The 21,916-nt window shown below is 70.4% G+C and carries 24 protein-coding genes; 11 read left to right on the top strand and 13 right to left on the bottom strand.

Going from position 1 to position 21,916, the window contains the following annotated elements; all coding sequences use genetic code 11:
• Positions 1–31 precede the first annotated feature (31 nt).
• Positions 32–2,077: a trypsin-like peptidase domain-containing protein gene (locus tag ACGFQ9_RS19645; RefSeq protein ID WP_393575147.1), complete on the bottom strand. Its 2,046-nt coding sequence runs from the start codon at positions 2,075–2,077 to the stop codon at positions 32–34.
• Between the two features lie 200 nt (positions 2,078–2,277).
• Between ACGFQ9_RS19645 and ACGFQ9_RS19640 the strand changes: the two genes are divergently transcribed.
• Positions 2,278–2,463, top strand: coding sequence for a DUF6104 family protein (locus ACGFQ9_RS19640; protein WP_007266501.1), 186 nt, complete (start codon positions 2,278–2,280; stop codon positions 2,461–2,463).
• 160 nt (positions 2,464–2,623) lie between these two features.
• On the opposite strand, the gene ACGFQ9_RS19635 is transcribed toward ACGFQ9_RS19640, so the two are convergent.
• Positions 2,624–3,829, bottom strand: coding sequence for an NADP-dependent malic enzyme (locus ACGFQ9_RS19635; RefSeq protein ID WP_393575146.1), 1,206 nt, complete (start codon positions 3,827–3,829; stop codon positions 2,624–2,626).
• Between the two features lie 526 nt (positions 3,830–4,355).
• Here ACGFQ9_RS19635 and ACGFQ9_RS19630 point away from each other — a divergent pair.
• From ACGFQ9_RS19630 to ACGFQ9_RS19620, 3 genes are all read left to right on the top strand, one after another.
• Positions 4,356–5,318, top strand: coding sequence for an ABC transporter substrate-binding protein (locus ACGFQ9_RS19630; protein WP_393575145.1), 963 nt, complete (start codon positions 4,356–4,358; stop codon positions 5,316–5,318).
• Between the two features lie 63 nt (positions 5,319–5,381).
• Positions 5,382–6,317, top strand: a complete 936-nt coding sequence (locus tag ACGFQ9_RS19625; protein ID WP_393575144.1) for an amino acid ABC transporter permease — start codon at positions 5,382–5,384, stop codon at positions 6,315–6,317.
• A gap of 5 nt (positions 6,318–6,322) precedes the next feature.
• On the top strand, positions 6,323–7,087 hold the full coding sequence (locus ACGFQ9_RS19620) for an amino acid ABC transporter ATP-binding protein (protein WP_393575143.1): 765 nt from the start codon (positions 6,323–6,325) through the stop codon (positions 7,085–7,087).
• A 103-nt stretch (positions 7,088–7,190) separates the two neighbouring features.
• On the opposite strand, the gene ACGFQ9_RS19615 is transcribed toward ACGFQ9_RS19620, so the two are convergent.
• Both ACGFQ9_RS19615 and ACGFQ9_RS19610 read right to left on the bottom strand, forming a co-directional pair.
• Positions 7,191–7,517: a hypothetical protein gene (locus tag ACGFQ9_RS19615; protein WP_393575142.1), complete on the bottom strand. Its 327-nt coding sequence runs from the start codon at positions 7,515–7,517 to the stop codon at positions 7,191–7,193.
• A gap of 92 nt (positions 7,518–7,609) precedes the next feature.
• Positions 7,610–8,362 carry a class I SAM-dependent methyltransferase gene (locus tag ACGFQ9_RS19610; RefSeq protein WP_393575140.1) on the bottom strand — a complete coding sequence of 251 codons (753 nt, stop codon included), beginning with the start codon at positions 8,360–8,362 and terminating at the stop codon, positions 7,610–7,612.
• 205 nt (positions 8,363–8,567) lie between these two features.
• Here ACGFQ9_RS19610 and ACGFQ9_RS19605 point away from each other — a divergent pair, with 205 nt between their 5' ends.
• Positions 8,568–9,197, top strand: a complete 630-nt coding sequence (locus ACGFQ9_RS19605) for a CGNR zinc finger domain-containing protein (RefSeq protein ID WP_393575138.1) — start codon at positions 8,568–8,570, stop codon at positions 9,195–9,197.
• Here ACGFQ9_RS19605 and sodX read toward each other — a convergent pair.
• Entirely contained in the window at positions 9,101–9,523 is a 423-nt protein-coding gene (sodX, locus tag ACGFQ9_RS19600; RefSeq protein WP_393575137.1) for a nickel-type superoxide dismutase maturation protease, read from the bottom strand. The two genes, ACGFQ9_RS19605 and sodX, sit on opposite strands and share 97 nt — an antisense overlap.
• A 173-nt stretch (positions 9,524–9,696) precedes the next feature.
• Here sodX and sodN point away from each other — a divergent pair, with 173 nt between their 5' ends.
• From sodN to ACGFQ9_RS19580, 4 genes are all read left to right on the top strand, one after another.
• A complete protein-coding gene (gene sodN / locus ACGFQ9_RS19595; RefSeq protein WP_393575135.1) occupies positions 9,697–10,092 on the top strand; it encodes a superoxide dismutase, Ni in 396 nt (131 codons plus the stop codon).
• A 276-nt stretch (positions 10,093–10,368) separates the two neighbouring features.
• Complete coding sequence (locus ACGFQ9_RS19590; RefSeq protein ID WP_393575133.1) at positions 10,369–11,334, top strand: zinc-binding dehydrogenase; 966 nt, start codon at positions 10,369–10,371, stop codon at positions 11,332–11,334.
• Between the two features lie 53 nt (positions 11,335–11,387).
• A complete protein-coding gene (locus tag ACGFQ9_RS19585) occupies positions 11,388–11,597 on the top strand; it encodes a helix-turn-helix domain-containing protein (RefSeq protein WP_393575132.1) in 210 nt (69 codons plus the stop codon).
• On the top strand, positions 11,597–12,139 hold the full coding sequence (locus tag ACGFQ9_RS19580) for a Clp protease N-terminal domain-containing protein (protein WP_393575131.1): 543 nt from the start codon (positions 11,597–11,599) through the stop codon (positions 12,137–12,139). The genes ACGFQ9_RS19585 and ACGFQ9_RS19580 overlap by 1 nt, the downstream gene beginning before the upstream one ends.
• A gap of 83 nt (positions 12,140–12,222) precedes the next feature.
• Here ACGFQ9_RS19580 and ACGFQ9_RS19575 read toward each other — a convergent pair whose 3' ends face one another.
• Complete coding sequence (locus ACGFQ9_RS19575; RefSeq protein ID WP_393575130.1) at positions 12,223–12,753, bottom strand: hypothetical protein; 531 nt, start codon at positions 12,751–12,753, stop codon at positions 12,223–12,225.
• Between the two features lie 234 nt (positions 12,754–12,987).
• Between ACGFQ9_RS19575 and ACGFQ9_RS19570 the strand changes: the two genes are divergently transcribed.
• The gene (locus ACGFQ9_RS19570; RefSeq protein ID WP_393575129.1) at positions 12,988–13,329 is read left to right on the top strand and encodes a HopJ type III effector protein; all 342 of its coding nucleotides are present in this window, start codon (positions 12,988–12,990) and stop codon (positions 13,327–13,329) included.
• Positions 13,330–13,338: 9 nt separating this feature from the next.
• On the opposite strand, the gene ACGFQ9_RS19565 is transcribed toward ACGFQ9_RS19570, so the two are convergent.
• The 5 genes from ACGFQ9_RS19565 to ACGFQ9_RS19545 all read right to left on the bottom strand — a co-directional run bounded on the left by ACGFQ9_RS19565 (position 13,339) and on the right by ACGFQ9_RS19545 (position 18,367).
• Positions 13,339–14,343, bottom strand: coding sequence for a helix-turn-helix transcriptional regulator (locus ACGFQ9_RS19565; RefSeq protein WP_393575127.1), 1,005 nt, complete (start codon positions 14,341–14,343; stop codon positions 13,339–13,341).
• A gap of 1 nt (position 14,344) precedes the next feature.
• Complete coding sequence (locus tag ACGFQ9_RS19560; protein ID WP_393575125.1) at positions 14,345–15,265, bottom strand: DUF4097 domain-containing protein; 921 nt, start codon at positions 15,263–15,265, stop codon at positions 14,345–14,347.
• Between the two features lie 190 nt (positions 15,266–15,455).
• Positions 15,456–16,376: a DUF4097 domain-containing protein gene (locus ACGFQ9_RS19555; protein ID WP_393575124.1), complete on the bottom strand. Its 921-nt coding sequence runs from the start codon at positions 16,374–16,376 to the stop codon at positions 15,456–15,458.
• Between the two features lie 135 nt (positions 16,377–16,511).
• Positions 16,512–17,303 carry an ABC transporter permease gene (locus tag ACGFQ9_RS19550; protein WP_393575123.1) on the bottom strand — a complete coding sequence of 264 codons (792 nt, stop codon included), beginning with the start codon at positions 17,301–17,303 and terminating at the stop codon, positions 16,512–16,514.
• Between the two features lie 83 nt (positions 17,304–17,386).
• On the bottom strand, positions 17,387–18,367 hold the full coding sequence (locus tag ACGFQ9_RS19545; protein WP_393575122.1) for an ATP-binding cassette domain-containing protein: 981 nt from the start codon (positions 18,365–18,367) through the stop codon (positions 17,387–17,389).
• 145 nt (positions 18,368–18,512) lie between these two features.
• Here ACGFQ9_RS19545 and ACGFQ9_RS19540 point away from each other — a divergent pair, with 145 nt between their 5' ends.
• The gene (locus ACGFQ9_RS19540) at positions 18,513–19,199 is read left to right on the top strand and encodes a TetR/AcrR family transcriptional regulator (RefSeq protein ID WP_393575121.1); all 687 of its coding nucleotides are present in this window, start codon (positions 18,513–18,515) and stop codon (positions 19,197–19,199) included.
• A gap of 179 nt (positions 19,200–19,378) precedes the next feature.
• On the opposite strand, the gene ACGFQ9_RS19535 is transcribed toward ACGFQ9_RS19540, so the two are convergent.
• Positions 19,379–20,566: a cytochrome P450 gene (locus ACGFQ9_RS19535; protein WP_393575120.1), complete on the bottom strand. Its 1,188-nt coding sequence runs from the start codon at positions 20,564–20,566 to the stop codon at positions 19,379–19,381.
• 142 nt (positions 20,567–20,708) lie between these two features.
• Complete coding sequence (locus ACGFQ9_RS19530; RefSeq protein WP_393575118.1) at positions 20,709–21,902, bottom strand: cytochrome P450; 1,194 nt, start codon at positions 21,900–21,902, stop codon at positions 20,709–20,711.
• Positions 21,903–21,916: the final 14 nt, after the last annotated feature.

Genomic DNA, 21,916 nt, shown 5'->3' with positions numbered 1-21,916 from the left:
ACTCCTCCGGGTGGATCCGGGCTCGCGGCGGTCATAGGTCCCCCTGCAAGGGCTCCTCGCAGGGAAGCGGACGGTCGGGGTCCTCCCAGACCAGTGCCGTTCCGGCGGCCCAGTACGCGTCGGGGTCCCGGCCGTACGCCCGCCCGCGCAGCGACTGCAGCCGCAGCGGCAGCGGGCCGGCCCCGCCGGCCTCGGCGAGCTCCTCGCGCACCCCGCGGTGGAAGGGGGCGCAGCCGGCGGGCGGGCCGGGCGGCGGCCGCCGGGCGACGGACACCGCGAACCCGGCGTCCCGCACCTCGTGCACGGCACCGAGCCGGCAGTGCACCGGGACCACCTGGTCGGGGAGGGCGGCGAGGGCCTCGTACGGGAGCATGCGCGGGCGGCCCCCGGCGCAGTCGGCGCGCTCGTCCTGGAGCGGGCCGGCCGTCGTCCTGGACCAGCGGTCGGCGTGCCGGCGGCGCTGCTCCCCGGTGGGCTGCAGCGCCCCGGCCGGATAGCGGAACACCACGGGCCGCTGCACGCCCAGCGGCACTCCGCCGGTCACCGTCCATGCGTCGACGGGGAGGCCGAAGAGCTCCGGCTCGACGGCGACTTCGAGCAGCGCGGCGCCCTCGTGGGTGTCGCAGCGCCGGAAGCCCTCGGCGAGCGGGGCCCGTAACGCGGCGGGCAGCCGGTCGGGGCGGACGTCCACTCCCGAGTCCACGGCGGCGAGGTGTTCGGGGCCCAGCCACACCGACACCCGCCAGTCGTGGAGCGGGTCCCAGGTGTGCGCCCAGATCTCCAGCAGGACGGACGGGCCGGGCGGGAGCAGTCCGGCCTCGCGGCCGGCCGGGCCGCGGACGGACCGGGCGGCGGCGGCCCGGCGCCGCTGTTCGCGGTCGGCCAGGCCCTGCTCGTGGCGTTCGCCGAGTTCGCGGCGGAGCGGCCGCCACAGCCGTTCGGCGGTGCCGCGCACCCAGTCCCAGAGTTCGTCGTCGGCGCCCGGCGAGGGCGGCTCGCGGTGGTCGGCGGTGCTGACGTCGGTGGCGTAGCGGAGCATGGCGGCGGCCTCGCTGACCACGCCCGGCGGGTCGTAGAGCAGGCCCAGGCCGTCCCGCCAGGTCAGGGGGGCCTTCAGGCCGGGGTCGCGGTCCTCGCCGCGGGCCTCCTCCGCCAGTTGCTGGACGGCCTCGGAGGAGCCGGGCGGCGGCAGCTCGGCGAGCAGCCCGCACAGGGTGGTCCGCTCGGCCGCGGTGAGCCGCTGCCGGCCGCCGAAGGGCTCGCGGCCCTCGGGCAGCTCCTCGTGGACGTCGGTCCAGGTGCGGCGGGTGTTGAGGTCGCTCAGGTGCTGGTCGTAGTGGTGCAGGTCGTGGCCCTGCATGACCCGCCGGTAGAGGCCGGCCCGGCCGCGGGGTGCCTGCGGGAGCTCGCGGAGCTGGGTGATGGCCACGGCCAGGCCGCCCCCGCCGCCCTGGCGGCGGGCCTTGACGACGCCGACCACCTCGCCGCGGACCAGGTCCACGACCGGGCCGCCGGACATGCCGGCCTCGACCTCGTCCTCGGCGCCGAGGCGGAGCGCGCTCTGGCGGCCCAGGACGCCGCGCAGGGTGGTGGTGCGGCCGGTGATCTCCGGGTAGCCCATCTCGTCGGTGCAGCCGAAGTAGGCGACCTCCTCGAAGCGGGGTCGCGGGCGGTCGGAGAGCCATACGCAGGCGTGCGAGACCGGGGCGAGGACGCGGACCAGGGCGATGTCGGGCAGCGGCCACAGGCCTGCGGGGCGGGGGCGGCCGTCCGGTTCGGGGAGCACGCACTCGACCCGGCCGGCGACGGTCCCGGTGGCGCCGTCGTCGCCGGAGGAGAAGGTGATGCCGATCTCCCGGCCCGTGAGCCGCACCGGCGCACCACCCCCTTCGCCCACCACGTGCGCGCACGTCAGGACCCAGCCGGGGGCGATGAAGAAGCCGCTCCCCCAGGTGTCCAGGCTCCCGGGGTCTGCATACCCGTCCGGAGCGGCGTGGATGCGCACGGTGGCCGCCAGGACGAGGGGCTCCAGGAGCTCGAAGGCGCGCGCGGCGTCGCCCGAGCGCTCTTCGCCCATGCCCTGTCCTCCCCCCGGGCCCCGCCCGGACCTCCCGCAGGATTCCGCGGGCCTCCCCGGACCTCCCCCGGTCCCCAACCGGCCCGCGCGTCACGCGTGTTGAAGCAGTTCAGGCTAGCGCCGCCCCCGCCCGTAGGGGAGGGCCGGGCGGAAGCCCGCTTATCCTGGCCTGGAATCACCCATGACCTACGGAGCCTGTCTTGTACTTCACCGATCGCGGCATCGAGGAGCTGGAGAAGCGGCGCGGCGAGGAGGAGGTCACCTTCGAGTGGCTCGCCGAGCAGCTCCGCACGTTCGTCGACCTGAACCCCGACTTCGAGGTCCCGGTCGAGCGGCTGGCGACCTGGCTGGCCCGCCTCGACGACGAGGACGAGGACGACGAGTAGCCCGGCACGTCCGGCCCGCCGTGTCCGGCCCGCCCCGCCCGCCCTGCGCGACGCGGCCGGCGGACCGGGCCCGGGAACAACCGAAGGCCCGGCCGGATCTCTCCGGTCGGGCCTTCGGGCGTGTACGGCGTACGGCGGTGCCAGACGTACGCGGTGCCGGTTACGGGCGGCGGGCGACGCCGTCCTCGCGGGCGGCGGCGGCGACGGCCTCGGTGACGGCAGCGGCCACGCGCGCGTCGAACGGCGACGGGATCACGTAGTCGGCCGCGAGCTCGTCGTCGGCGACGACGCCGGCGATGGCGTCGGCGGCGGCGATCTTCATGTTCTCGGTGATCCGGGACGCCTGGACCTTGAAGGCGCCCGCGAAGATGCCGGGGAACGCGAGAACGTTGTTGATCTGGTTCGGGAAGTCCGACCGGCCGGTGGCCACGACCGCCGCGTACTTGTGCGCGACGTCGGGGTGGACCTCCGGGTTCGGGTTGGCCATGGCGAAGACGAAGGAGTTCTCCGCCATCGTGGCCACGGCCTCCTCGGCCACGGTGCCGCCGGAGACGCCGATGAACACGTCGGCGCCCGCGAGGGCCTCCTCCAGCGTGCCGGTCCGGGCCGTCTTGTTCGTCAGGCCCGCGATCTCCGCCTTGACGTCCGTCAGGTCGGTACGGTCGGCGGACACCACGCCCTTGCGGTCGGTGACGCAGACGTCGCCGATGCCCGCGTCGACGAGGATCTTGGCGATGGCGATGCCCGCCGCGCCCGCGCCCGCGATCACGGCGCGCAGGTCACCGAGGGTGCGGCCGGTGAGCTTGGCCGCGTTGCGCAGGGCGGCCAGCGTCACGATGGCGGTGCCGTGCTGGTCGTCGTGGAAGATCGGGATGTCCAGGGCGTCCTGGAGCCGGCGCTCGATCTCGAAGCAGCGGGGGGCGGAGATGTCCTCCAGGTTGACCCCGCCGAAGGAGGGCGCGAGGCGGATGACCGTCTCGACGATCTCGTCGGTGTCCTTGGTGGCGAGCGCGATCGGGACCGCGTCCACGCCGCCGAACTGCTTGAACAGGATGGCCTTGCCCTCCATCACGGGGAGGGACGCCTCGGGACCGATGTCACCGAGTCCGAGCACGGCCGTGCCGTCGGTGACGACGGCGACCACGTTGGACTTCCAGGTGTACTCGTTCACCAGCTCGGGCTGCTCGGCGATGGCGGTGCACACCTTCGCCACGCCCGGCGTGTACGCCAGGGACAGGTCGTCCTTGTCGTTGACCGGCACGGTGGCCTGGATGGCCATCTTGCCGCCCCGGTGCAGCGCGAACACCGCGTCCGGGTTGTTGTCCGTCTCCTCGTCGGAGCGAGGATTGACGATCTCCGCTGCCACTGTGTGTGACCCCTTAAGTATTGAAAATGTCGAGGGTGGCCACTCCTGGTTAAGGGGTGGGCGGGCACCGCGTCCGTGCTCCGCATCGACGGTTGGCCCGTCTCCGCGAAGGGGAGGTTCGTACGCGCGGGCGCGCCGCACACGCGCCCTGAGCCCCGGATGAGGGGTGTAACCATCTGTTCTACCCGAAGAACACTCGCCCAGACGAGTCGATTCCTGTATGAATCGAAAGCTGTTGTCCGGATTTCGGCGAAAAGTCCAAGAGGGCACACCGTGAGGGTGGACCGGGCCGTAGAAACCTCTGTGGAACAGGCCACTCGCCGCACATGTTGCGGCCGTCACACCGGAAGCTCCCGCTCCTGTCCGGTGATCGCCTTCGCCCGTTATCCGATTTTGACCTGACGGGCAGCCTGAATATGTCAGTCCGAATGGCAAGATGCCGTAATCACACGAGGTCGCGACACTCGATGGTGCGTGCGTGGCCTTACTCATCGGATGCTTCCACCCCAGCCGGAGGAACCAGCTCATGACCGCTAGCACCACCCGTCGTACGACCGCCGCCCGGTCCCGGATCGCCGCGGTCGGCGCGATCGCGGTCGCCGGCGCCCTGATCCTCACCGGTTGTGGTGACCAGACCGACAAGGGCTCCGCGACTCCGTCCGGCAAGACCGACAGCAGCAGCGCGCCGCTCTTCTCCAAGCTCCCCGAGAAGATCCAGAAGGCCGGTGTCATCAAGGTCGGCACGGACGCGACGTACGCGCCGATGGAGTACACCGAGGGCGGCAAGATCATCGGTGTGGACCCGGACATCGCGACGGCCCTGGAGAAGCAGCTCGGCGTCAAGTTCAAGTTCGAGTCCGGCACCTTCGACACCCTGATCACCAGCATGCAGACCGGCCGCAGCGATGTGGTCATGTCCTCCCTGAGCGACACCAAGGAGCGCCAGGAGGGCCTGGACGACAAGGGCAACAAGACCGGCGCCGGTGTCGACTTCGTCGACTACTTCACGACCTCCACCGGCATGCTGGTCAAGAAGGGCAACCCGGAGGGCGTCAAGACCCTCGACGACCTGTGCGGCAAGACGGTCGCCGTGCAGCGCGGCACCACCTACGAGCAGGTCGCCAAGGACCAGGCCGAGAAGTGCAAGAAGGACGGCAAGGGCGAGCTCAAGATCGAGTCCTTCCCGACCGACCCCGAGGCCCAGACCCGCGTGAAGGCCGGCGGAGCGGTCGCCGACCTGAACGACGCCCCGGTCACCGCGCACATCGCGCAGAAGGCCGGCGGCGGCAACGACTTCGAGGCCATCGCCAACCCGACCGACGCCGGCCCCCTCGGCATCGCCGTCGACAAGAAGAACACCCAGCTGCGCGACGCGCTGAAGGAAGCGCTGGACGCCATCATCAAGGACGGCAGCTACAAGGCCGCCCTGGACAAGTGGAACGCCGGCTCCGGCGCGGTGACCGAGGCGAAGATCAACGCCGGCCAGTGACATCCCCGGCGGAGTGCTCCCCTCGCACTCCGCCCCCTCTTGCAGCACTGAAGGGCAGTCACTGTGACTGACAAGCTCGACAAGACTTCCGGCCCGGCGGACACCCCGCCGGCCGGGAGCACTCCTCCCGAGATGATCCGCGCCATCCCCGTCCGCCACTACGGCCGGTGGATCAGCGGTGTCGTCGTCCTCGCCCTGGTCGTGGCGCTCGTGTACGCCTTCGCGCAGGGCAACGTGCGCTGGGCGACCGTTCCGGAGAAGCTCTTCGACCCCTCGATCCTCAAGGGTCTGGGCAACACCGTCCTCATCAGCATCGCCTCGATGGCGCTCGGCCTGGTGCTCGGTGTGGTCTTCGCCGTCATGCGGCTCTCGAAGAACCCGGTGACCAGCACCATCGCCTGGTTCTACATCTGGCTCTTCCGGGGCACCCCGGTCTACGTCCAGCTCCTCATCTGGTTCAACCTCGCCCTGATCTTCCCGATCCTGAACCTCGGGTTCTACAAGGACGAGATGACCCAGGTCATGACGCCGTTCCTGGCGGCTCTGCTGGGCCTGGGCCTGAACGAGGGCGCCTACATGGCGGAGATCGTCCGGGCCGGCATCCAGTCGGTCGACGAGGGCCAGACCGAGGCGGCCCACGCGCTGGGCATGAAGCAGACCCAGACCATGCGGCGGATCGTCCTGCCGCAGGCCATGCGGGTGATCGTGCCGCCCACCGGCAACGAGTTCATCAACATGCTGAAGACCTCCTCGCTGGTGGTCGCGGTGCAGTACCCGGACCTCCTGCGGGCCTCCCAGGACATCGCCTCCACCTCCTTCGCGGTGATGGAGATGTTCTTCGTCGCCTCCATCTGGTACCTGGTCCTGACCAGCATCTTCTCGGTCGGCCAGTTCTACCTGGAGCGGCACTACGCACGCGGTGCGCTGCGCACCCTGCCGCCCACGCCGTTGCAGAAGATCAAGGCGAACCTGCTTTCCCTCTCCAACTGGCGACGGTGAACGACATGACTACGGCAATGGTGAAGGCCGAGGGCGTCCACAAGTCCTACGGCGCCGCACACATCCTCAAGGGCATCGACCTGGAGGTGGCGCCGCGTGAGGTGTTCTGCCTGATCGGCCCGTCCGGCTCCGGCAAGTCGACCTTCCTCCGGTGCATCAACCACCTCGAGAAGATCAACGGCGGCCGGCTGTACGTCGACGGCGAGCTCGTCGGCTACCGCCAGAAGGGCGACAAGCTCTACGAGCTGAAGGACAGCGAGGTCGCGGCCCAGCGCCGGGACATCGGCATGGTCTTCCAGCGCTTCAACCTCTTCCCGCACATGACGGCCATAGAGAACGTCATGGAAGCCCCGGTGATGGTGAAGGGCGAGAGCAAGGCGGTGGCGCGGGAGCGCGCGATCAAGCTGCTCGACCGGGTGGGTCTGGGCGACAAGGGCGGGAACTTCCCGTCCCAGCTCTCCGGCGGCCAGCAGCAGCGCGTGGCGATCGCCCGCGCGCTGGCCATGGAGCCGAAGCTGATGCTCTTCGACGAGCCCACCTCGGCCCTGGACCCGGAGCTGGTCGGTGACGTCCTCGACGTCATGCGGGACCTGGCCGAGTCGGGCATGACCATGATCGTGGTGACCCACGAGATGGGCTTCGCCCGCGAGGTCGGCGACAACCTGGTCTTCATGGACGGTGGCGTGGTGGTGGAATCCGGCCACCCGCGCGAGGTCCTGACCAACCCGCAGCACGACCGGACGAAGGCGTTCCTGTCCAAGGTGCTGTAAGGCGCGTGCGTGGCGAAGGGGCGGTACGGAACTTCCGTACCGCCCCTTCGCGCTGCCCGGGGCGGCTGCGCCGGGCGGTGGTCCGTCCTGGCGGTGGTCCGTCCTAGCGGAGGCCGCGCTTGAGGACGGGGGTGGCGGTCTGGTCGGCCAGGTCGCCGCGCAGCAGGTTGCGGACGGTGTTGCGGAGGGCCTCGGGCGAGTTCTCCACGAAGGTGCCGGCCGCGGTGACGACCTTGCCGCCGGCGTCGGTCACGGCCCGGCCGGAGGTGCCGACGAGGACGCCCAGCTGCTGCAGAAGCGTCACTTCAGGAGTGGTCGTCTGGGCTGCGGCCTTGGGGGTCGAGGCGTCGGCGGCCTGGGCGGGAGAGGCGAGGGTGACCAGGGCGCCGGCGAGTGCGAGGGCGGCGAGTGCGCGCGTGGTGTGGTTCATGCCCACCCCAACGAAGCGTGGCCGAAAGCGGTTAGTCCGCGGCCGGGGGAAGCACCCGGATGGCCCATGACGGACGGACTACGGGCGATGGCTCACTTCAGTGCCAGCACCAGCGCGTCCGCCGGTGACCGCCAGACGCTCCGGACCTCGCCGAAGCCCGCCTCGCGCAGGGTCCGGGCGTGCCAGGCCTCGTCCGGGGTGTCGCCGTCGGCGTGCTCGCCGTAGATCTCGTAGCGGCGCCTGGTCGGCTCGGCGAGCACCGGGTCCTTGGCCGCGAGGGCCCACCATTCGGCCCAGCCCAGAGCGCCGGCGGCCTGCGCCCGGTCACCGGCGGCGTGCCGGTGGGCGTGCTCGGCCGCGTTGATGCGCGGGGTGGCCGGATCGGGCATGTGGTCGGCGTTCATGAAGACCCCGCCCTCCCGGACCAGCGGGGCGAGCTGCCCGTAGAGCACGGCCAGCTCGGGGCTGTGCAGCCAGTGCAGGGCGGTGGCGGTGAGGACGGCGTCGTAGGAGTCGTACGGGAGGGCCTTCGTCCAGTCCGGGTCCTTGAGGTCGGCGGTGACGAAGGTGGCCCGGTCGTCGCCGGCGAAGGTGCCGCGGGCGATGGCCAGCAGGGCGGGGTCGAGGTCCACGCCGGTGCTGGTGGCCGCGGGGAAGCGGCGGAACACCCGGCTGGTGATGCTGCCGGTGCCGCAGGCGAGGTCGAGCACCCGGGGGGCGGGGCCGACCAGGGCCCCGACCATGTCGAGCATCACCCGGAACCGCTCCTCGCGGTCCGGCAGGTACACCTCCTGCTGACGGTCCCAGCTCTCCTGCCACGCCTGCCAGTCGGTCTCGACGGTCATCTCGATCCCCTCCGCGCGTAATAGTCCCATGGCCGTGTTGGCTGTTACTCACCCTAGGAGGGATCCGTAAGCCCCGCAAGAGATGAGCAGTCATTACGTCCGCACGGGTCGCCCACCGGCGCCGACCGCCGGAGCCCGCGAACCGCCGCATACGTAATAGCCTGGTAGCCAAACCAGCCGTTACAGACGCCCGTAAGGAATACTCGTGGAACTGGCCTCTTACTCGGACTACGCCGTGCGCCTGGTCAACACCGAGGAGCCGGCCCGCAACAAGGACCGGCTCACCTCGGTGGAGGCCGTCAAGGCGCTGTTCGGGCCGAGCCAGCAGATGGCCCGGCGGGTCACCGACGCGGACGTGACGCGCTTCCGCAACGTCCGCGGCCGGCTGCGGGCGGTCTTCGAGGCCGCCGATTCCGGCGACCACGTGCTCGCGGTCGACCTGCTGAACTCCCTGCTGATGGAGTTCCCGGTCAGCCCGCAGATCTCCGGCCACGACTATCTCGACGACACCGGCCGCCCCGACTGGCACATGCACCTCGCCGACCACCCGTCGAACGCCTCGGCCGGCTATGCCGCCATCGCCTCCATGGGCCTGGCCTTCCACCTGACCGAGCACGGCCCGGAGCGGCTCGGCCTGTGCCAGGCGGCGCCCTGCCGCAACGCCTACCTGGACACCTCCACCAACCGGTCCCGCCGCTACTGCTCGGACCGCTGCGCCACCCGGGCGAACGTGGCCGCCTACCGGGCCCGCAAGCGCCTGGAGGCGGAGACGTCGGCCGGCAGCGGACGGACGGCGGTCACCGCCCAGGACAGCCTCGCGCCCAGCGAGGTCTGATCCTTCCCGCGGGGCCGGAACCGGAACAGGGCCCGGCCCAGAACCAGGTCCTCCGGCACCGGCCCGTAGTCGGTGCTGTCGCCCGGCGGCACGGCGTACGGATTGTCCCCGAGCACCCACCAGCCGCCGGGCCGGCGCTCCACCGCCCGCTTCACCACGAGCAGGTTCTGCTGGAACGGGTGGCACAGCACGACGACGTCACCCGGCCGGACGCGCGCCCCGTAACGGATCAGCAATTGGTCCCCGTCCTCCAGCGTCGGCGCCATCGACGGACCGTTCACCTCCGCGACACCCATCCGCCCACTTGACTGCACTGCATCCGGCATGCCTGCCTCCTCCTCACCGATCCCGGTCACCCGCGGGCCGTACGTACATTCCGTCACCGGCCCCATCCTGACCCTGGACTTTTGTCCCAATCCCTTGGGGGCGCCCGCGAAATCGTCTCCTCCACGGAGTAATCTCCCCTCTTGAGAAGACGATCACGAGGAGGACTGCGCCCATGCTTTCCCGCTTCTTCGCCCCCAAGGTGAAGGTCAGTGCCCACTGCGACCTGCCCTGCGGCGTCTACGACCCGGCCCAGGCCCGGATCGAGATCGAGTCGGTCGTTGGCTGCCAGGAGAAGTACCAGGCCAACACGGACGCCGACTTCCGCACCCGCGCGCTCATCATCAAGGAGCAGCGTGCCGAGGTCGCCAAGCACCACGTCTCGGTGCTGTGGAGCGACTACTTCAAGGCCCCGCACTTCGAGAAGTACCCCCAGCTGCACCAGCTGGTCAACGACACCCTGAAGGCCATCTCGGCCGCCAAGGCGTCGAACGACCCGGCGACCGGCAAGAAGGCGCTGGAGCTCATCGCGGAGATCGACAAGATCTTCTGGGAGACCAAGCAGGGCTGAGCCCCGCACCCCTCCCGCCCGCCCCGCCAGGGACCGGGCCCCGGAAGGCGACCGGCCCGCCGCACCACGCGGCGACCGGTCGCCTTCCGCGTTCCGGCGGCCCGGGGACCCTCAGCCTCGGCCGGGGCCGCATCGAGGTCCGTTCGGCCGGCTCGGCCCCGGCCGACACCGTGAACCCGGCACCTCGACCGGACCCTGTACTGCGACGAAGAACTCACCGGTCGGCGGCCCGATGGGGCTGGCCCCGGGGCATACCGGCCGGTAGCGTCCGGGGGCATGTTTGCTGCCTATGCCGCCCGCATTGACCGTGACCAGCCGCTCAGCGGCCTCGAGCTGGGCGAGCGCCCGGCGCCCGAGGCGCGTCCGGGCTGGGTGACCGTGAACGTCCGCGCCGCCTCGCTCAACCACCACGACCTGTGGTCGCTGCGCGGGGTGGGCCTCAGCTCCGACAAGCTCCCGATGATCCTCGGCTGTGACGCGGCCGGCGTGGACCAGGACGGCAACGAGGTGGTCCTGCACTCCGTGATCGGCGCGACCGGCCACGGGGTCGGCCCGGACGAGCCGCGGTCCATCCTGACCGAGCGCTACCAGGGGACCTTCGCCGAGCAGGTGACCGTCCCGGCCTGGAACGTGCTGCGCAAGCCGGCCGAGCTGTCCTTCGAGGAGGCCGCCTGCCTCCCGACCGCCTGGCTGACCGCCTACCGGATGCTCTTCACCAACGCGGGTGTCCGCCCCGGCGACTCGGTCCTCGTCCAGGGCGCGGGCGGCGGCGTCGCCACGGCCGCCATCGTCCTCGGCAAGGCCGCCGGCCTCCGCGTCTACGCCACCAGCCGCGACGAGGCCAAGCGCAAGCGGGCCGTCGAACTCGGCGCGGTGGACGCGTTCGAGCCGGGCGCCCGCCTCCCGCACCGCGTGGACGCCGTCATCGAGACGGTCGGCGCGGCGACCTGGTCCCACTCGGTCAAGTCCCTGCGCCCCGGCGGCACCCTGGTCATCTCCGGCGCGACCAGCGGAGACCGCCCCTCGCACGCGGAACTGACCCGGATCTTCTTCCTCGAACTGAAGGTCGTCGGCTCCACGATGGGCTCGAAGGACGAGCTGGAGGACCTCCTCGCCTTCTGCGCGGCCACCGGCGTGCGCCCGGTGATCGACGAGGTCCTCCCCCTGGACCGGGCCCGCGAGGGCTTCGAGAAGCTGGCCGCCGGCGACCTCTTCGGCAAGATCGTCCTGACCGTCGACTGAGCAGCCGTCAATGTAGGTTGACACCCTCGGGACGTCAACCTACATTGACATGCATGACGGAAGCGACGGATCTGGCCGCCCGCGCCGGAGACCCCGACCCTCGCGTGGGCCTGCGCGCAGTGGCCGCCCTGCGGCGCCTGCTGGAGCGCCTGGAGGCCGTACAGGTGCGCAGTGCCCGCGCCCAGGGGTGGTCCTGGCAGGAGATCGCCACGGAACTGGGCGTGAGCCGGCAGGCCGTGCACAAGAAGTACGGGAGGTCGTGATGTTCGAACGCTTCACCCGCGAGGCCCGCGCCGCCGTGATCGGCGCCCAGACCGAGGCCGCACGCACCGGATCGGCCTCGATCACCGAGGAGCACCTGCTCCTCTCCCTGCTGGAACAGGGCGCACTCGACCCGCTCGACGTGGACCGCGCCTCCATCCGCGCCGGACTGGCACAGGCGCGTCGGCGAGGCGGCCTGTCGAAGGCCGACGAGGAAGCACTGGCGGGCCTCGGGATCGACCTGGAACAGGTCATCGCCCGCGTCCGGGAGACCCACGGCGAGGACGCCCTCGCGACCACGGAACCATGCCCCAAGGGCCTCGCGACGGTGTTCGGCCGCAGGGCCACGGACAGCCACCGCCCCTTCACCTCCGCGGCGAAGCAGACCCTGGAACAGTCCCTGCGGGTCGCGCTGGGCCGCAAGGACAAGACCATCGGCGCCCCGCACCTCCTCCTGGCCCTGCTGGCCCGCCCCGGCGTCGTGGCCGAGGTCCTCACCGACCACGGCGTCACGTACGACCGGGTGGAACGCGGCCTGGCCTGAGCCGCGCCGCGTGCCCGCCACACGCCCGGGCCGCCCGCCCGCGAACGACTCGCGAGGCAGGCGGCCCGGCCGACGGATCCCCGTCAGTGGTGAACCCCACCCATGGCTCCGCCGCCGGTGTCCACCTGTCCGCCGGGGTCCACGGGCACCGTGTGCCCACCGAGGTTCCCGAAGCCACCGATCATCCCCTCGCCTCCGTTGCCCCCGCCGGCGCCACCGCCACCGACTATCGAGCCACCGCCGAAGAACCCGTCGACGCGGCCCTCGGACCCCGTGGCGCCGGGGGCCAGCCGGGCGCCGATGGACTCGTCGTCACCGCCGTCGAGGGTTCCCTCCCATTCCCCGCCCTCCGGATAGCCAGGGTCCATGAGGTCGCCGCCCATGACACCCGGGACGCTGTCGTCGCCGTCCAGGAGGCCGAACCCGGCCACCACACCGCCGAAGTCGAGGATGTCCTCCTCGCCGTCCTGTGGCGCCAGGGCAACGCCGGGACTCGGAACCGCCGACGCGGCCACCGCGGCCACCGCGGTCGCCGGCAGCGCCACACCGCCACCGATCAGCGCCACCGAAGCGGCGGCCAGCACGACACGACGACTGCAGGAAATCTTGAACATCGGAATTCTCCGGGAGCTATGGCAAGGGATGGAATATCAGCCGGTTTCCTCCGGGAATTCCCGGCGAACGACTGATTCCAATGAACCCCACCTCGATCCCCCCGTCATGCCACCGGAATACGTGTCTTGACACCGACAGCCACCCCCCGCTACCTGCGGCACAGACCACAAGGGGGTACTGTCGTCCGGTCACGGACGGCAATCGGATCGTCTGTTCAACCCAGGGGAAGCGACATGACCGATCTGAACTCACTGCGGGCGAGCCTCGCGTCAGGCGAGCACGAGTTCGCCGATACCCTCGCCTTCATCGCCGCGCATTACGAGTATCAGCCGCAGGCGTTCCGCAACGGGGAACTGGAAAATGCCGCGGGTGAGAACGAGGGTTCCTGCAAGACGCTGGGGCTGGCCCTGCTGGAAGGGCTGAGCGATCAGGAGGCGCTGCTGGCCTTCGGTGAGCACTACCGCAGCGTGCTGGCGACGCCGAACGACACCGATCACGGCAACATCCGCAACCTCATGGCCCACGGCCTGGCAGGCGTGAGCTTCACCGGGCAGCCGCTGGCCCGCAAGAGCTGAACCTTCCCCCTACTTCCCCCCACCCAGCGTCTCGTTCAGGGCCTCCGCCGCAGCTGCCAGGTGGTGGCGGGCCTGCGTGAGCTGGGCCGGGGTCACTCCCTGGTCGCGGGCCGCGTCGCGGACCTCGTCGCGGAAGCGGTCCAGGAGGCGGTCCAGATCGCGCGCCGGGTCCCCGCTGGACGGCAGGTCGGCGGCCCAGGCCACCACGGCCTCGGGCCCCCATACCACCGTCGGCTCGGGCCCCGCGGTCCGCTCCGGGGCCCCGGACGCAGAGGGCTTCGCAGGCTGCGAGGGGTCCGCGGGCTGCGCGGGCTTCTCGGTCCCCCAGGGCCCCGAGGTCTCCCCGCCCCCCAGCCAGGCCCCCAGCCTGTCCGTGAACTCCGAGAGCCCCGTGCGCGACAGGCCCGACCTCCCGAAGTGGTCCTGCAGCTGGCCCACCAGTCTCTGCACGTCCTCGCGGGCCTTGTCCTGGGCCTCCCTCGCCTGGCGGCGGGCCCGCTGCGCCTCCTCGCGGGCGCGGCGGCTCTCGTCCTTCGCCCGGCGGGTCTGTTCCTTCCATTCCTGCCGGGCCCGGCGCAGCTCCTCCTTGGCCGCGGCCCAGGCGTCCTCCCCCTCCGGGCCCGTGGACTGCGAGGCCGACGCCGCGGCCCGCATCTCGCGCCGCAGGCCGTCCGCCGCCCCGCGCACGTCGTCGCGGATCTCGGCCGCCAGCTCGGAGACCGACTCGCGGATCTCCAGCTCCAGGTCGGCCAGCTCTCCGCTGCGGCCGGCCAGTTCGGCCCGTCCCGCCTCGGTGATCGAGTACACCTTCCGCCCGCCCTCGGTGGCGTGCGTGACCAGCCCCTCGGCCTCCAGCTTGGCCAGCCGCGGGTACACCGTGCCCGCGGAGGGCGCGTACAGGCCCTGGAACCGCTCCTCCAGCAGCCTGATCACCTCATAACCGTGGCGCGGGGCCTCGTCCAGCAGCTTCAGCAGGTACAGGCGGAGGCGGCCGTGGGCGAAGACGGGCGGCATGTCAGAGCACCTTCTTGTCAATCGGAACAGGGGTCTCGGCGTCGGGGCGGCGCAGCAGGGCGATGGCCCCGGAGACCGTGGTGGCACGGAGGGTTCCGGTCCCCGCCCCCAGGGTGCCCGTGATCCGCTTGGAGCCGAAACGCCCGGAGACCCGCAGGTCCTCGAAGGCGTTGGAGACCCCGCCGCTGGTGGTGCTCGCCTCGACCCGCGCGTCCGCGGGGTGCGGGATACGGATCGCGACCTGCCCGGACACCGAGTTGAGGCTGATGCTGACCGGCCGCTCCGGCGTCGCGGCGGCGGGCGCCAGGTCCAGCAGCATGTCCCCGCTGACCGACTCCGCGCGTACGGCGCCGGCCGCACCGTCCACGAGGGTGAGCCCGCCCGACACGGACCGGAAACCGAAGTCCCCGTCGACGGACTGGGCCTCGACACTCCCCGAGACGGTCCGTGTACGGACGCTGCCGGAGAGCCGGACCAGGGTGGTGTCCCCGGTGACGCCGTGGACCTCGGTGCCACCGCTGATGCCGGACACGAACGCGGTCGCGCCCACCACCGCGATCTGCACGTTCGTACCGGCCGGGACGGTCAGTGTGACGGCGGCGCTGCGCTCCCACACCTTGCGGCCGTGGCCGTCACCCGAGACGGCCGAACGCCAGCTCTCCCACGGCTTGCCGTCGAACCACTCCCTGAGCCCGTGGGCACCGTTCCAGGGCAGGTCCTCGTAGGACACGGTGACGGTGTCCCCGTCCTGCACGATCTGCAGCGGAGGGCCGTCCACCTCGGAGACCTCCAGCCGGGCGGGCCCCTCCTCCACGCCGACGACGTTCACGGTGCCGCCCAGGACGCGTACGCGCAGCCGCGTCACCGGCTCCTCGAAGCCGAGCTTCTGCGGTTCGGCGATCGACCAGGTCTGCTGAGCCATGGTGCTGATCCTCCTCGGTACCTCGCAATGCGACAGGACGCAATGCGATGCGACGCAACATATCGCGTTCCCCTCGACAACACGATATATCGCGCTAGCCCGAAGTCAAGGCACCCCCACAACGCAGAACCGCGCCTGCCCGAAGGCAGACGCGGAGGGAAAGGAGACAGAAGGCCGGCCGGGAGGGACCTCAGCCCCACCCGTCGTCGTAGGTGCCGTCCGACACGCCGTCCGATACGCCACCTGAGCCGTCCCCGGCATCCGGGACGGACGACCGGTGGACCACGATGTCCCCGATGGCGGTCCGGGCGTGGATCTTGGCGACGTACGCGGAGGTGCCGAACGGGGCCGCCAGGAGGTCCAGGGAGCGGTACACGGTGCCGGAGCGGGCGTCGAGGTCCAGCTGGGCCTCGGTGCCCTCGGCGATGCCGAGCTCCAGCCGGCCGGACTCCGATTCGAGCACCTGCCGGCCCTGGACGATCTCCTCGACCCTGATGTCGCCCTGGCCGGTTTTCGCCTCGACCCCCGCATGCGCCACACCCAGGTGGATGTCGCCGCTGTCCACGACCACCCGTACGTCGCCCAGGACTTCGCCGATCCGGGTGTCGCCCTTGGTGCGGGTGACGACGGCCGCCCCCTCCACGCCGTTGACGTTCACGTCCCCGCAGTCGGCGCTGATCCGCGCGTCGCCCGCCACCCGGTCCACGGTGACGTTGCCGAGACCGGAGGTCAGGTGCAGGGTGCCGGTCCGGGCGAGCCGGATGTGGCCGCAGTCGTTGGCCAGCCGGCACTCCCCCAGCCGGCCGTCCACCCTGAACTCCCCGGAGACCGCGTCCCCGTGGAGCCCGGACCCGCTGGGCAGGTGGATCACGATGGCCACCGCGCCGCCGGCGCGGGACAGGTCGCGCGCCTTGGGCACGCTCACCACCAGTTCGCCCGCCGCGTAGTCGATGCGGGTCTGGTCGGAGGTCACCACGTCGCGGGGGTCCCGGTGGTCACAGGGACGGACGTCGACGACGGTGTCGGTTCGGTCGCTCGCGATGATCCAGACGTTGCCGACGTCCAGTTCGACAGTGGCTCGGATCGGCTGCGGGGTGACGAATATCGGCATGTCGGTGGCCTCTTGGATAGTGAGCAGGACCGGTACCGGTACCGCTTCGCAGCCCGTGACGGCGATTTTCGGCCACGGGCTGCTCATCTGCGACTGTACTGAGCTGCGCCGACCAGTGCGGTGGTGACTGCGCGATCAGTGGGTGCGGTCCTTGTTGAAGTGCTTCATGGACCACATGAAGCCGAGGAGGGCGATGCCGGCGCACCAGGCGAGGGAGATCCAGCCGCTGTTGCCGATCTCGCTGCCGAGGAGCAGGCCGCGGAGGGTTTCGATGACGGGGGTGAAGGGCTGGTATTCGGCGAACCAGCGCAGGCCGGTGGGCATGGAGTCGGTGGGGACGACGCCGGAGCCGACGAAGGGCAGGAGGATGAGGGGGAAGGGGGCGTTGGAGGCGGCGTCGAGGGTCTTGGCGGCGAGGCCGAAGGCGACGCCGAGCCAGGTGAGGGCGAAGCTGATGCCGGCCAGGAGGCCGAGGGCGGCGAGCCATTCGACGGCGGTGGCGTTGGGGTCGAAGCCCATGAGGAAGGCGACGCCGAAGACGAAGGCCATGGAGGCGATGGTCTGGCCGACGGAGGTGATGACGCGGGCGATGAGGATGGAGGGCCGGAAGATGGCCATGGTCTTGAAGCGGGCGATGATGCCTTCGGTGATGTCGACGCTGGTGGCGACGGCGGTGCCGAGCATGCCGGTGGCGGCGGTCATGATGATCAGGCCTGGGAGGACGTAGTTGACGTAGTCGTCGCTGCCGCCGCCGGCGGGGGTGACGCCGGCTCCCAGGGCGCCGCCGAGGACGTAGACGAACAGGAGCAGGAACAGCACCGGGATGCCGATGATGGAGATCGTGGTGGTGGGGTAGCGGAGCTGGTTCTTGACGTTGCGGCGCAGCAGGGTGACGGAGTCGGCGACCGCGTAGGTGACGGTGCTCATGGATCTACCTCTTCTTGGGCGATGTGGGCTTCGGGCGGCGTGGGCTTCGGGCGCGTGGGCTTCGGACTTGCCCGCCCGGTCTCTCAGGCGACCAGCGTGCGGACGTTGTCCGGGGTCTCGGCGACGGCGGCGGCGTCCTGCGTCTGCGTCTTGCCCTGGCCGGTGAGGGCGAGGAAGACGTCGTCGAGGTCGGGGGTGTGCAGGGACAGCTCCTTGACCGTGCTGGTGTCCAGCCGGTTGAGGACCGCCTGCACGTTCTGCGCGCTGCCGTCCGAGGGGATGCGGAGCTTGAACTCCTCCTCGTCCCGGGTGGCCGGGACGCCCAGGACGGCCGCGGCGTACTCCAGGGCCGCCAGGCTGGTGAACTGCAGGTCGATGCTGCCACCGGGGACCTTCCGCTTGAGCTCCTCCGGAGTGCCCTGGGCGACCAGCCGGCCGCCGTCCAGCACCGCGATCCGGTCGGCCAGCTGATCGGCCTCCTCCAGGTACTGCGTGGTCAGGAAGATCGTCACGCCGTCCGCGACCAGACCGTTGATCAGCTCCCACATCGAACGCCGCACCCGCGGGTCCAGACCCGTCGTCGGCTCGTCCAGGAAGATCAGACGCGGACCGCCCACCAGCGTCATCGCCAGGTCAAGACGCCGCTTCATACCGCCCGAGTAGGTCACCACCGGCTTCTTCGCCGCCTCGACCAGATCGAACTGCTCGACCAGCTCCACCGCCCGCTGCTTGACCGTCTTCGCCGGCAGGTGCCACAGACGCCCCATCAGATGCAGGTTCTCGTAGGCGTTCAGGAACGGGTCCACCGCGGAGAACTGACCCGTCACACCGATGCTGCCCCGCACCCCGTCCGGATCCGACCCCAGGTCATGACCCATGATCCGTGCGTCCCCCGAGTCCATCGAGGTCAGCGTCGAGAGAATCTTCACCGTCGTGGTCTTGCCCGCACCGTTGGGACCCAGCAGCGAGAACACCGAACCCTGCGGGATGTGCAGATCCACCCCGTCCAGAACCTTGTGCTCCCCATACGCCTTGCGCAGACCGGTAGCCGCAATGGCCGTCATGACATTCCTCCTCCGGACGGGCCGCCCCGTCCACTTGTACAGTGTTCAAGTCGTGTGGTGAATCAGACGGTAGAGGCGACTTGTACGCTGCGCAAGCCGCTTCTTGAACTTTGTGCAACCCGAGATTCTGATCTACCGTGTCCGCATGCCCCGTGACACGTTGACCCGCGAACAGATCATTCGCGCTGCTATCGAGCTCCTGGATGCCGAGGGCCTCGAGGGCCTGAACATGCGCAGCCTGGGCAAGCGACTCGGCTCTGCCGCGACCGCGGTCTATTGGCATGTCAAGAACAAGGACAACCTCGTCATACTCGCCAGCGACGAGGTCTGGAACGAGGTGGGTCTACCCGACCTCGACGCCGTCGACTGGCGGACGGCGGCCACCTCCATGGCCCAGGACCTGTACACGATGATCACCAGGCATCCGTGGCTGGTGATGGCGCTGGCCTCGCAGCCCCTCTACGGGCCGAACAAAGCTCGCCATGACGACCACAGCCTCGCGGTCTACGAGGCGGCCGGCTTCGTCGGCGCGGAGGCCGACCAGGCCACGGCCTCGGTCTTCATGTTCGTACTGGGCAGCACTCTCGGCATGTCGGCCTCGATCTCCGTGAACCGGCGTCTCAGTCAGGGCGGCGGGAACGCCCAGGCCCTGCTCGAGGAAGCCATGGCGCAGGCGACCGAGATCGCCTCGCGGTTCCCGAGGCTGCGCGCCCGGCTCGACGCCTACGCCGATGCCGAATACGCAGCCGCGCCCGAGAAGAGCTTCGAGTTCGGCCTGCAGGCCGTCCTCGACGGCCTGGAGGACCGGCTCTCGACCCGTCTTCATCGCTGACTCCCCTGATCGGTCCGAGGGCTTCGGTTCCTGCTCCCTCGTTCTGAAGACAACGCTAGGGGGTCGTCATATCGGCTCGTTATCGCCGGAATATCCGGCTCCTCTTGATACGGGAAAACCCCGCCGGCAGCATGCCGTGCGGGGAATTCCCGTAGCCCTGAGGGGCTCGTGAAGGGCCGTCAGTCGACGCGGACCGCCAGCGAGCGCACACCGGTGAACTCGGGCGACCCGAAGAAGACCGGGGGGACGTCCGGGTCCACGCGGAGGTTCGGGAACCGGTCCAGCAGCAGGTTGAAGATGATCCGGGTCTCCACCCGGGCCATGGCCGCGCCGATGCAGTAGTGCGACCCGCGGCCGTAGCCGACGTGCTGGTTGGGCGCCCGGGTCACGTCGAAGACGTCCGCGTTCGGGAACTGGCGCGGGTCGCGGTTGGCCGCGCCCAGCTGGATGGCGACCATCTGGTCCTTGGGGATCGTCACCCCGCCGACCTCGGCCTCGGCGTCGGTGGCCCGGTACGAGGTGGTGGCCGGCGTGAAGTACCGCATGACCTCCTCGAACATGCCGGGGACGAGGCTGCGGTCCGCCCTGACCTTGGCGTACTGCTCCGGGAACGCCTCCAGGCACAGCATGGTGTTGCCGATCAGGATCGGGCTGGTGAGGTGGCCCGCGCCCAGCACGGCGACGGCGAAGTTGATGATCTCGTCGTGCGCCATCGGCGTGCCGTCGAGGTACTTGAACTCGATCATCAGGCTGAGGAGGTCCTGCTTGGGCTCCTTGCGGCGCTCGTTGATGATGTCGCCGAGGAAGTCGCGCAGCGGGAGGAGCGGGCCGAGCAGCGAGTCGAAGTACTCCTCGCCGCCCTGGTCCACGGTGCTCATCTGGACGTCGGCGTCCATGGTCTGGTCGACCGCCTTGAACATGTGGCGGTGCTCGGCCGGCGTTCCCAGCAGTTCGCTGAAGAGGATGCCCGACAGGTCGTCGATGAAGTCGCCCAGCAGGTCGAAGCGGTCCCGGCCGGCCAGCTTGTCCAGCAGCTCGGTGCCGAGCTTGGTGATGCGCAGCTCCAGGTCGTCCATGGCCTTGGGGCTGAACGCCTTGCCGACCTGGCGGCGCATGTGGATGTGCTCGGGCCCGTTCATCTGGGCCATGTCGCCCTTGATGAGCTTGGCCTGCTCCTCGTCGACGTCGAACAGCCGCGTGGAGTCGGCGGAGAAGGAGTCGTCGCCCAGGACCTGGAGCACTTCCTTGTAGCCGGTGACCTGCCACACGCCCAGGCTCTCGTCGAACGTCACCTTCTCCTCGGGCAGTTGGCCGCGCAGCCAGTACTTGTCCGGCCCCAGACCCCACCGGTCGGCGAACTCGGTCATGTCGTCGTATCCCTTTGCTTGTGACTTGGCTCGTGACTGTGCTCGTGACGTGGCCCGTGACTGTGCGGGCGCGCCACAGCAGGGGCGGCGGCCCACCTGGCCGGTGGGCCGCCGCGCCCGTGGCTCGCCTCGCCGTACGGGCCTACTTGTAGAGGACGTCGAAGGAGCGGACGCCGACCATGTCCGTCGAGGGGAAGAAGGTCACGGGGTTGTCCGGGTTGGAGCGGAAGTCCGGGAAGCGGTCCAGGATCGCGTTGACGGCGATCTTGCCCTCGAGCCGGGCGAGCCGGGTGCCGAGGCAGTAGTGGACGCCGTGGCCGAAGCTGATGGAGTGGTTGGGGCTGCGGGTCGGGTCGAAGACGTCCGGGCGGTCGAACTTCTTCGGGTCGCGGTTGGCCGCGCTCACCCACGGGAGGATCATCTGCTCGGCGGGGATGGTGACCCCGCCGATCTCGATCTCGCGGGTGGTGACGCGGGACAGCGTGGCGGCCGGCGGCAGCAGGCGCAGGGCCTCCTCGACGGCGCCGGGGACCAGGGAGCGGTCGGCGCGGACGCGCTGCATCCACTCGGGCTCGGTGTCCAGGCAGGCCATGGTGTTGGCGACCATCATGGTGCTGGTGATGTGACCGGTGATCAGCAGCACGTTGGCGATGTTGACGACCTCGTTGTCGGTGAGGCGCTCACCGTCCTGCTCCGCGTGCATCAGGTAGGTCAGCAGGTCCTCGCGGGGCTGCTTGCGGCGCTGGGCCACCTGGTCGGCCATGTAGTCGAGCAGGGGCTTCAGGCGGGCCTCGGCGGAGTGGATCTGCTCCTCGATGCCCTCGCCGCCCGCGACGAAGTCCAGGCCGGCCATGTTCTCGATGATGTCGAAGGCGACGCCCTTGAAGATGTCGCGCTCTTCGAGCGGGACGCCGAGCAGCTCGGCGATCACGATGACCGGGAGCGGGTAGGCGAGGTCCGCCACCAGCTCGAAGCTGCCCTTCTCCTGGACCTCGTCGAGGAGCTCGTCGGTGATCTTGACGATGCGGTCCTCGAGGCCGTTGATCACGCGTGGGGAGAACGCGGCACCGATGAGCTTGCGGTACTTGCTCTGCTCCGGCGGGTCCATCTGGGAGATGTCACCCTCCTGGAACTTCGGGTCCACCTGCACCGCGGCGTACGCGGCGGTGGCGGCCGAGAAGGTCTCGTAGTCCCCGAGGATCTGCTCGACCTCGTCGAAGCCGTAGGCGCACCAGGCGCCGATCTCCTCGTCGAACTCGACCGGGTTGGCCGGACGGACGCCGCGCAGCCACTGACGGGTGGGGTGGACGTTCCACCGCTCGATGACCTTGGACACTGTTGCTTCCTCTC

The sequence above is a fragment of the Streptomyces sp. NPDC048603 genome, assembly GCF_043199475.1.
Classification (GTDB): domain Bacteria; phylum Actinomycetota; class Actinomycetes; order Streptomycetales; family Streptomycetaceae; genus Streptomyces.
The sequence above is the reverse complement of the archived record's forward strand: the minus strand, read 5'-3'. Positions and strand labels throughout refer to the sequence as shown.

Bases quoted from the DNA above. Each gene is read 5' to 3' on its own strand.
- ACGFQ9_RS19645 (WP_393575147.1), bottom strand. From the start codon at position 2,077: ATGGGCGAAGAGCGCTCGGGCGACGCCGCGCGCGCCTTCGAGCTCCTG.
- ACGFQ9_RS19630 (WP_393575145.1), top strand. From the start codon at position 4,356: ATGACCGCTAGCACCACCCGTCGTACGACCGCCGCCCGGTCCCGGATC.
- ACGFQ9_RS19620 (WP_393575143.1), top strand. From the start codon at position 6,323: ATGACTACGGCAATGGTGAAGGCCGAGGGCGTCCACAAGTCCTACGGC.
- ACGFQ9_RS19615 (WP_393575142.1), bottom strand. From the start codon at position 7,517: ATGAACCACACCACGCGCGCACTCGCCGCCCTCGCACTCGCCGGCGCC.
- ACGFQ9_RS19610 (WP_393575140.1), bottom strand. From the start codon at position 8,362: ATGACCGTCGAGACCGACTGGCAGGCGTGGCAGGAGAGCTGGGACCGT.
- sodX (WP_393575137.1), bottom strand. From the start codon at position 9,523: ATGCCGGATGCAGTGCAGTCAAGTGGGCGGATGGGTGTCGCGGAGGTG.
- sodN (WP_393575135.1), top strand. From the start codon at position 9,697: ATGCTTTCCCGCTTCTTCGCCCCCAAGGTGAAGGTCAGTGCCCACTGC.
- ACGFQ9_RS19590 (WP_393575133.1), top strand. From the start codon at position 10,369: ATGTTTGCTGCCTATGCCGCCCGCATTGACCGTGACCAGCCGCTCAGC.
- ACGFQ9_RS19585 (WP_393575132.1), top strand. From the start codon at position 11,388: ATGACGGAAGCGACGGATCTGGCCGCCCGCGCCGGAGACCCCGACCCT.
- ACGFQ9_RS19580 (WP_393575131.1), top strand. From the start codon at position 11,597: ATGTTCGAACGCTTCACCCGCGAGGCCCGCGCCGCCGTGATCGGCGCC.
- ACGFQ9_RS19575 (WP_393575130.1), bottom strand. From the start codon at position 12,753: ATGTTCAAGATTTCCTGCAGTCGTCGTGTCGTGCTGGCCGCCGCTTCG.
- ACGFQ9_RS19570 (WP_393575129.1), top strand. From the start codon at position 12,988: ATGACCGATCTGAACTCACTGCGGGCGAGCCTCGCGTCAGGCGAGCAC.
- ACGFQ9_RS19565 (WP_393575127.1), bottom strand. From the start codon at position 14,343: ATGCCGCCCGTCTTCGCCCACGGCCGCCTCCGCCTGTACCTGCTGAAG.
- ACGFQ9_RS19560 (WP_393575125.1), bottom strand. From the start codon at position 15,265: ATGGCTCAGCAGACCTGGTCGATCGCCGAACCGCAGAAGCTCGGCTTC.
- ACGFQ9_RS19555 (WP_393575124.1), bottom strand. From the start codon at position 16,376: ATGCCGATATTCGTCACCCCGCAGCCGATCCGAGCCACTGTCGAACTG.
- ACGFQ9_RS19550 (WP_393575123.1), bottom strand. From the start codon at position 17,303: ATGAGCACCGTCACCTACGCGGTCGCCGACTCCGTCACCCTGCTGCGC.
- ACGFQ9_RS19545 (WP_393575122.1), bottom strand. From the start codon at position 18,367: ATGACGGCCATTGCGGCTACCGGTCTGCGCAAGGCGTATGGGGAGCAC.
- ACGFQ9_RS19540 (WP_393575121.1), top strand. From the start codon at position 18,513: ATGCCCCGTGACACGTTGACCCGCGAACAGATCATTCGCGCTGCTATC.
- ACGFQ9_RS19535 (WP_393575120.1), bottom strand. From the start codon at position 20,566: ATGACCGAGTTCGCCGACCGGTGGGGTCTGGGGCCGGACAAGTACTGG.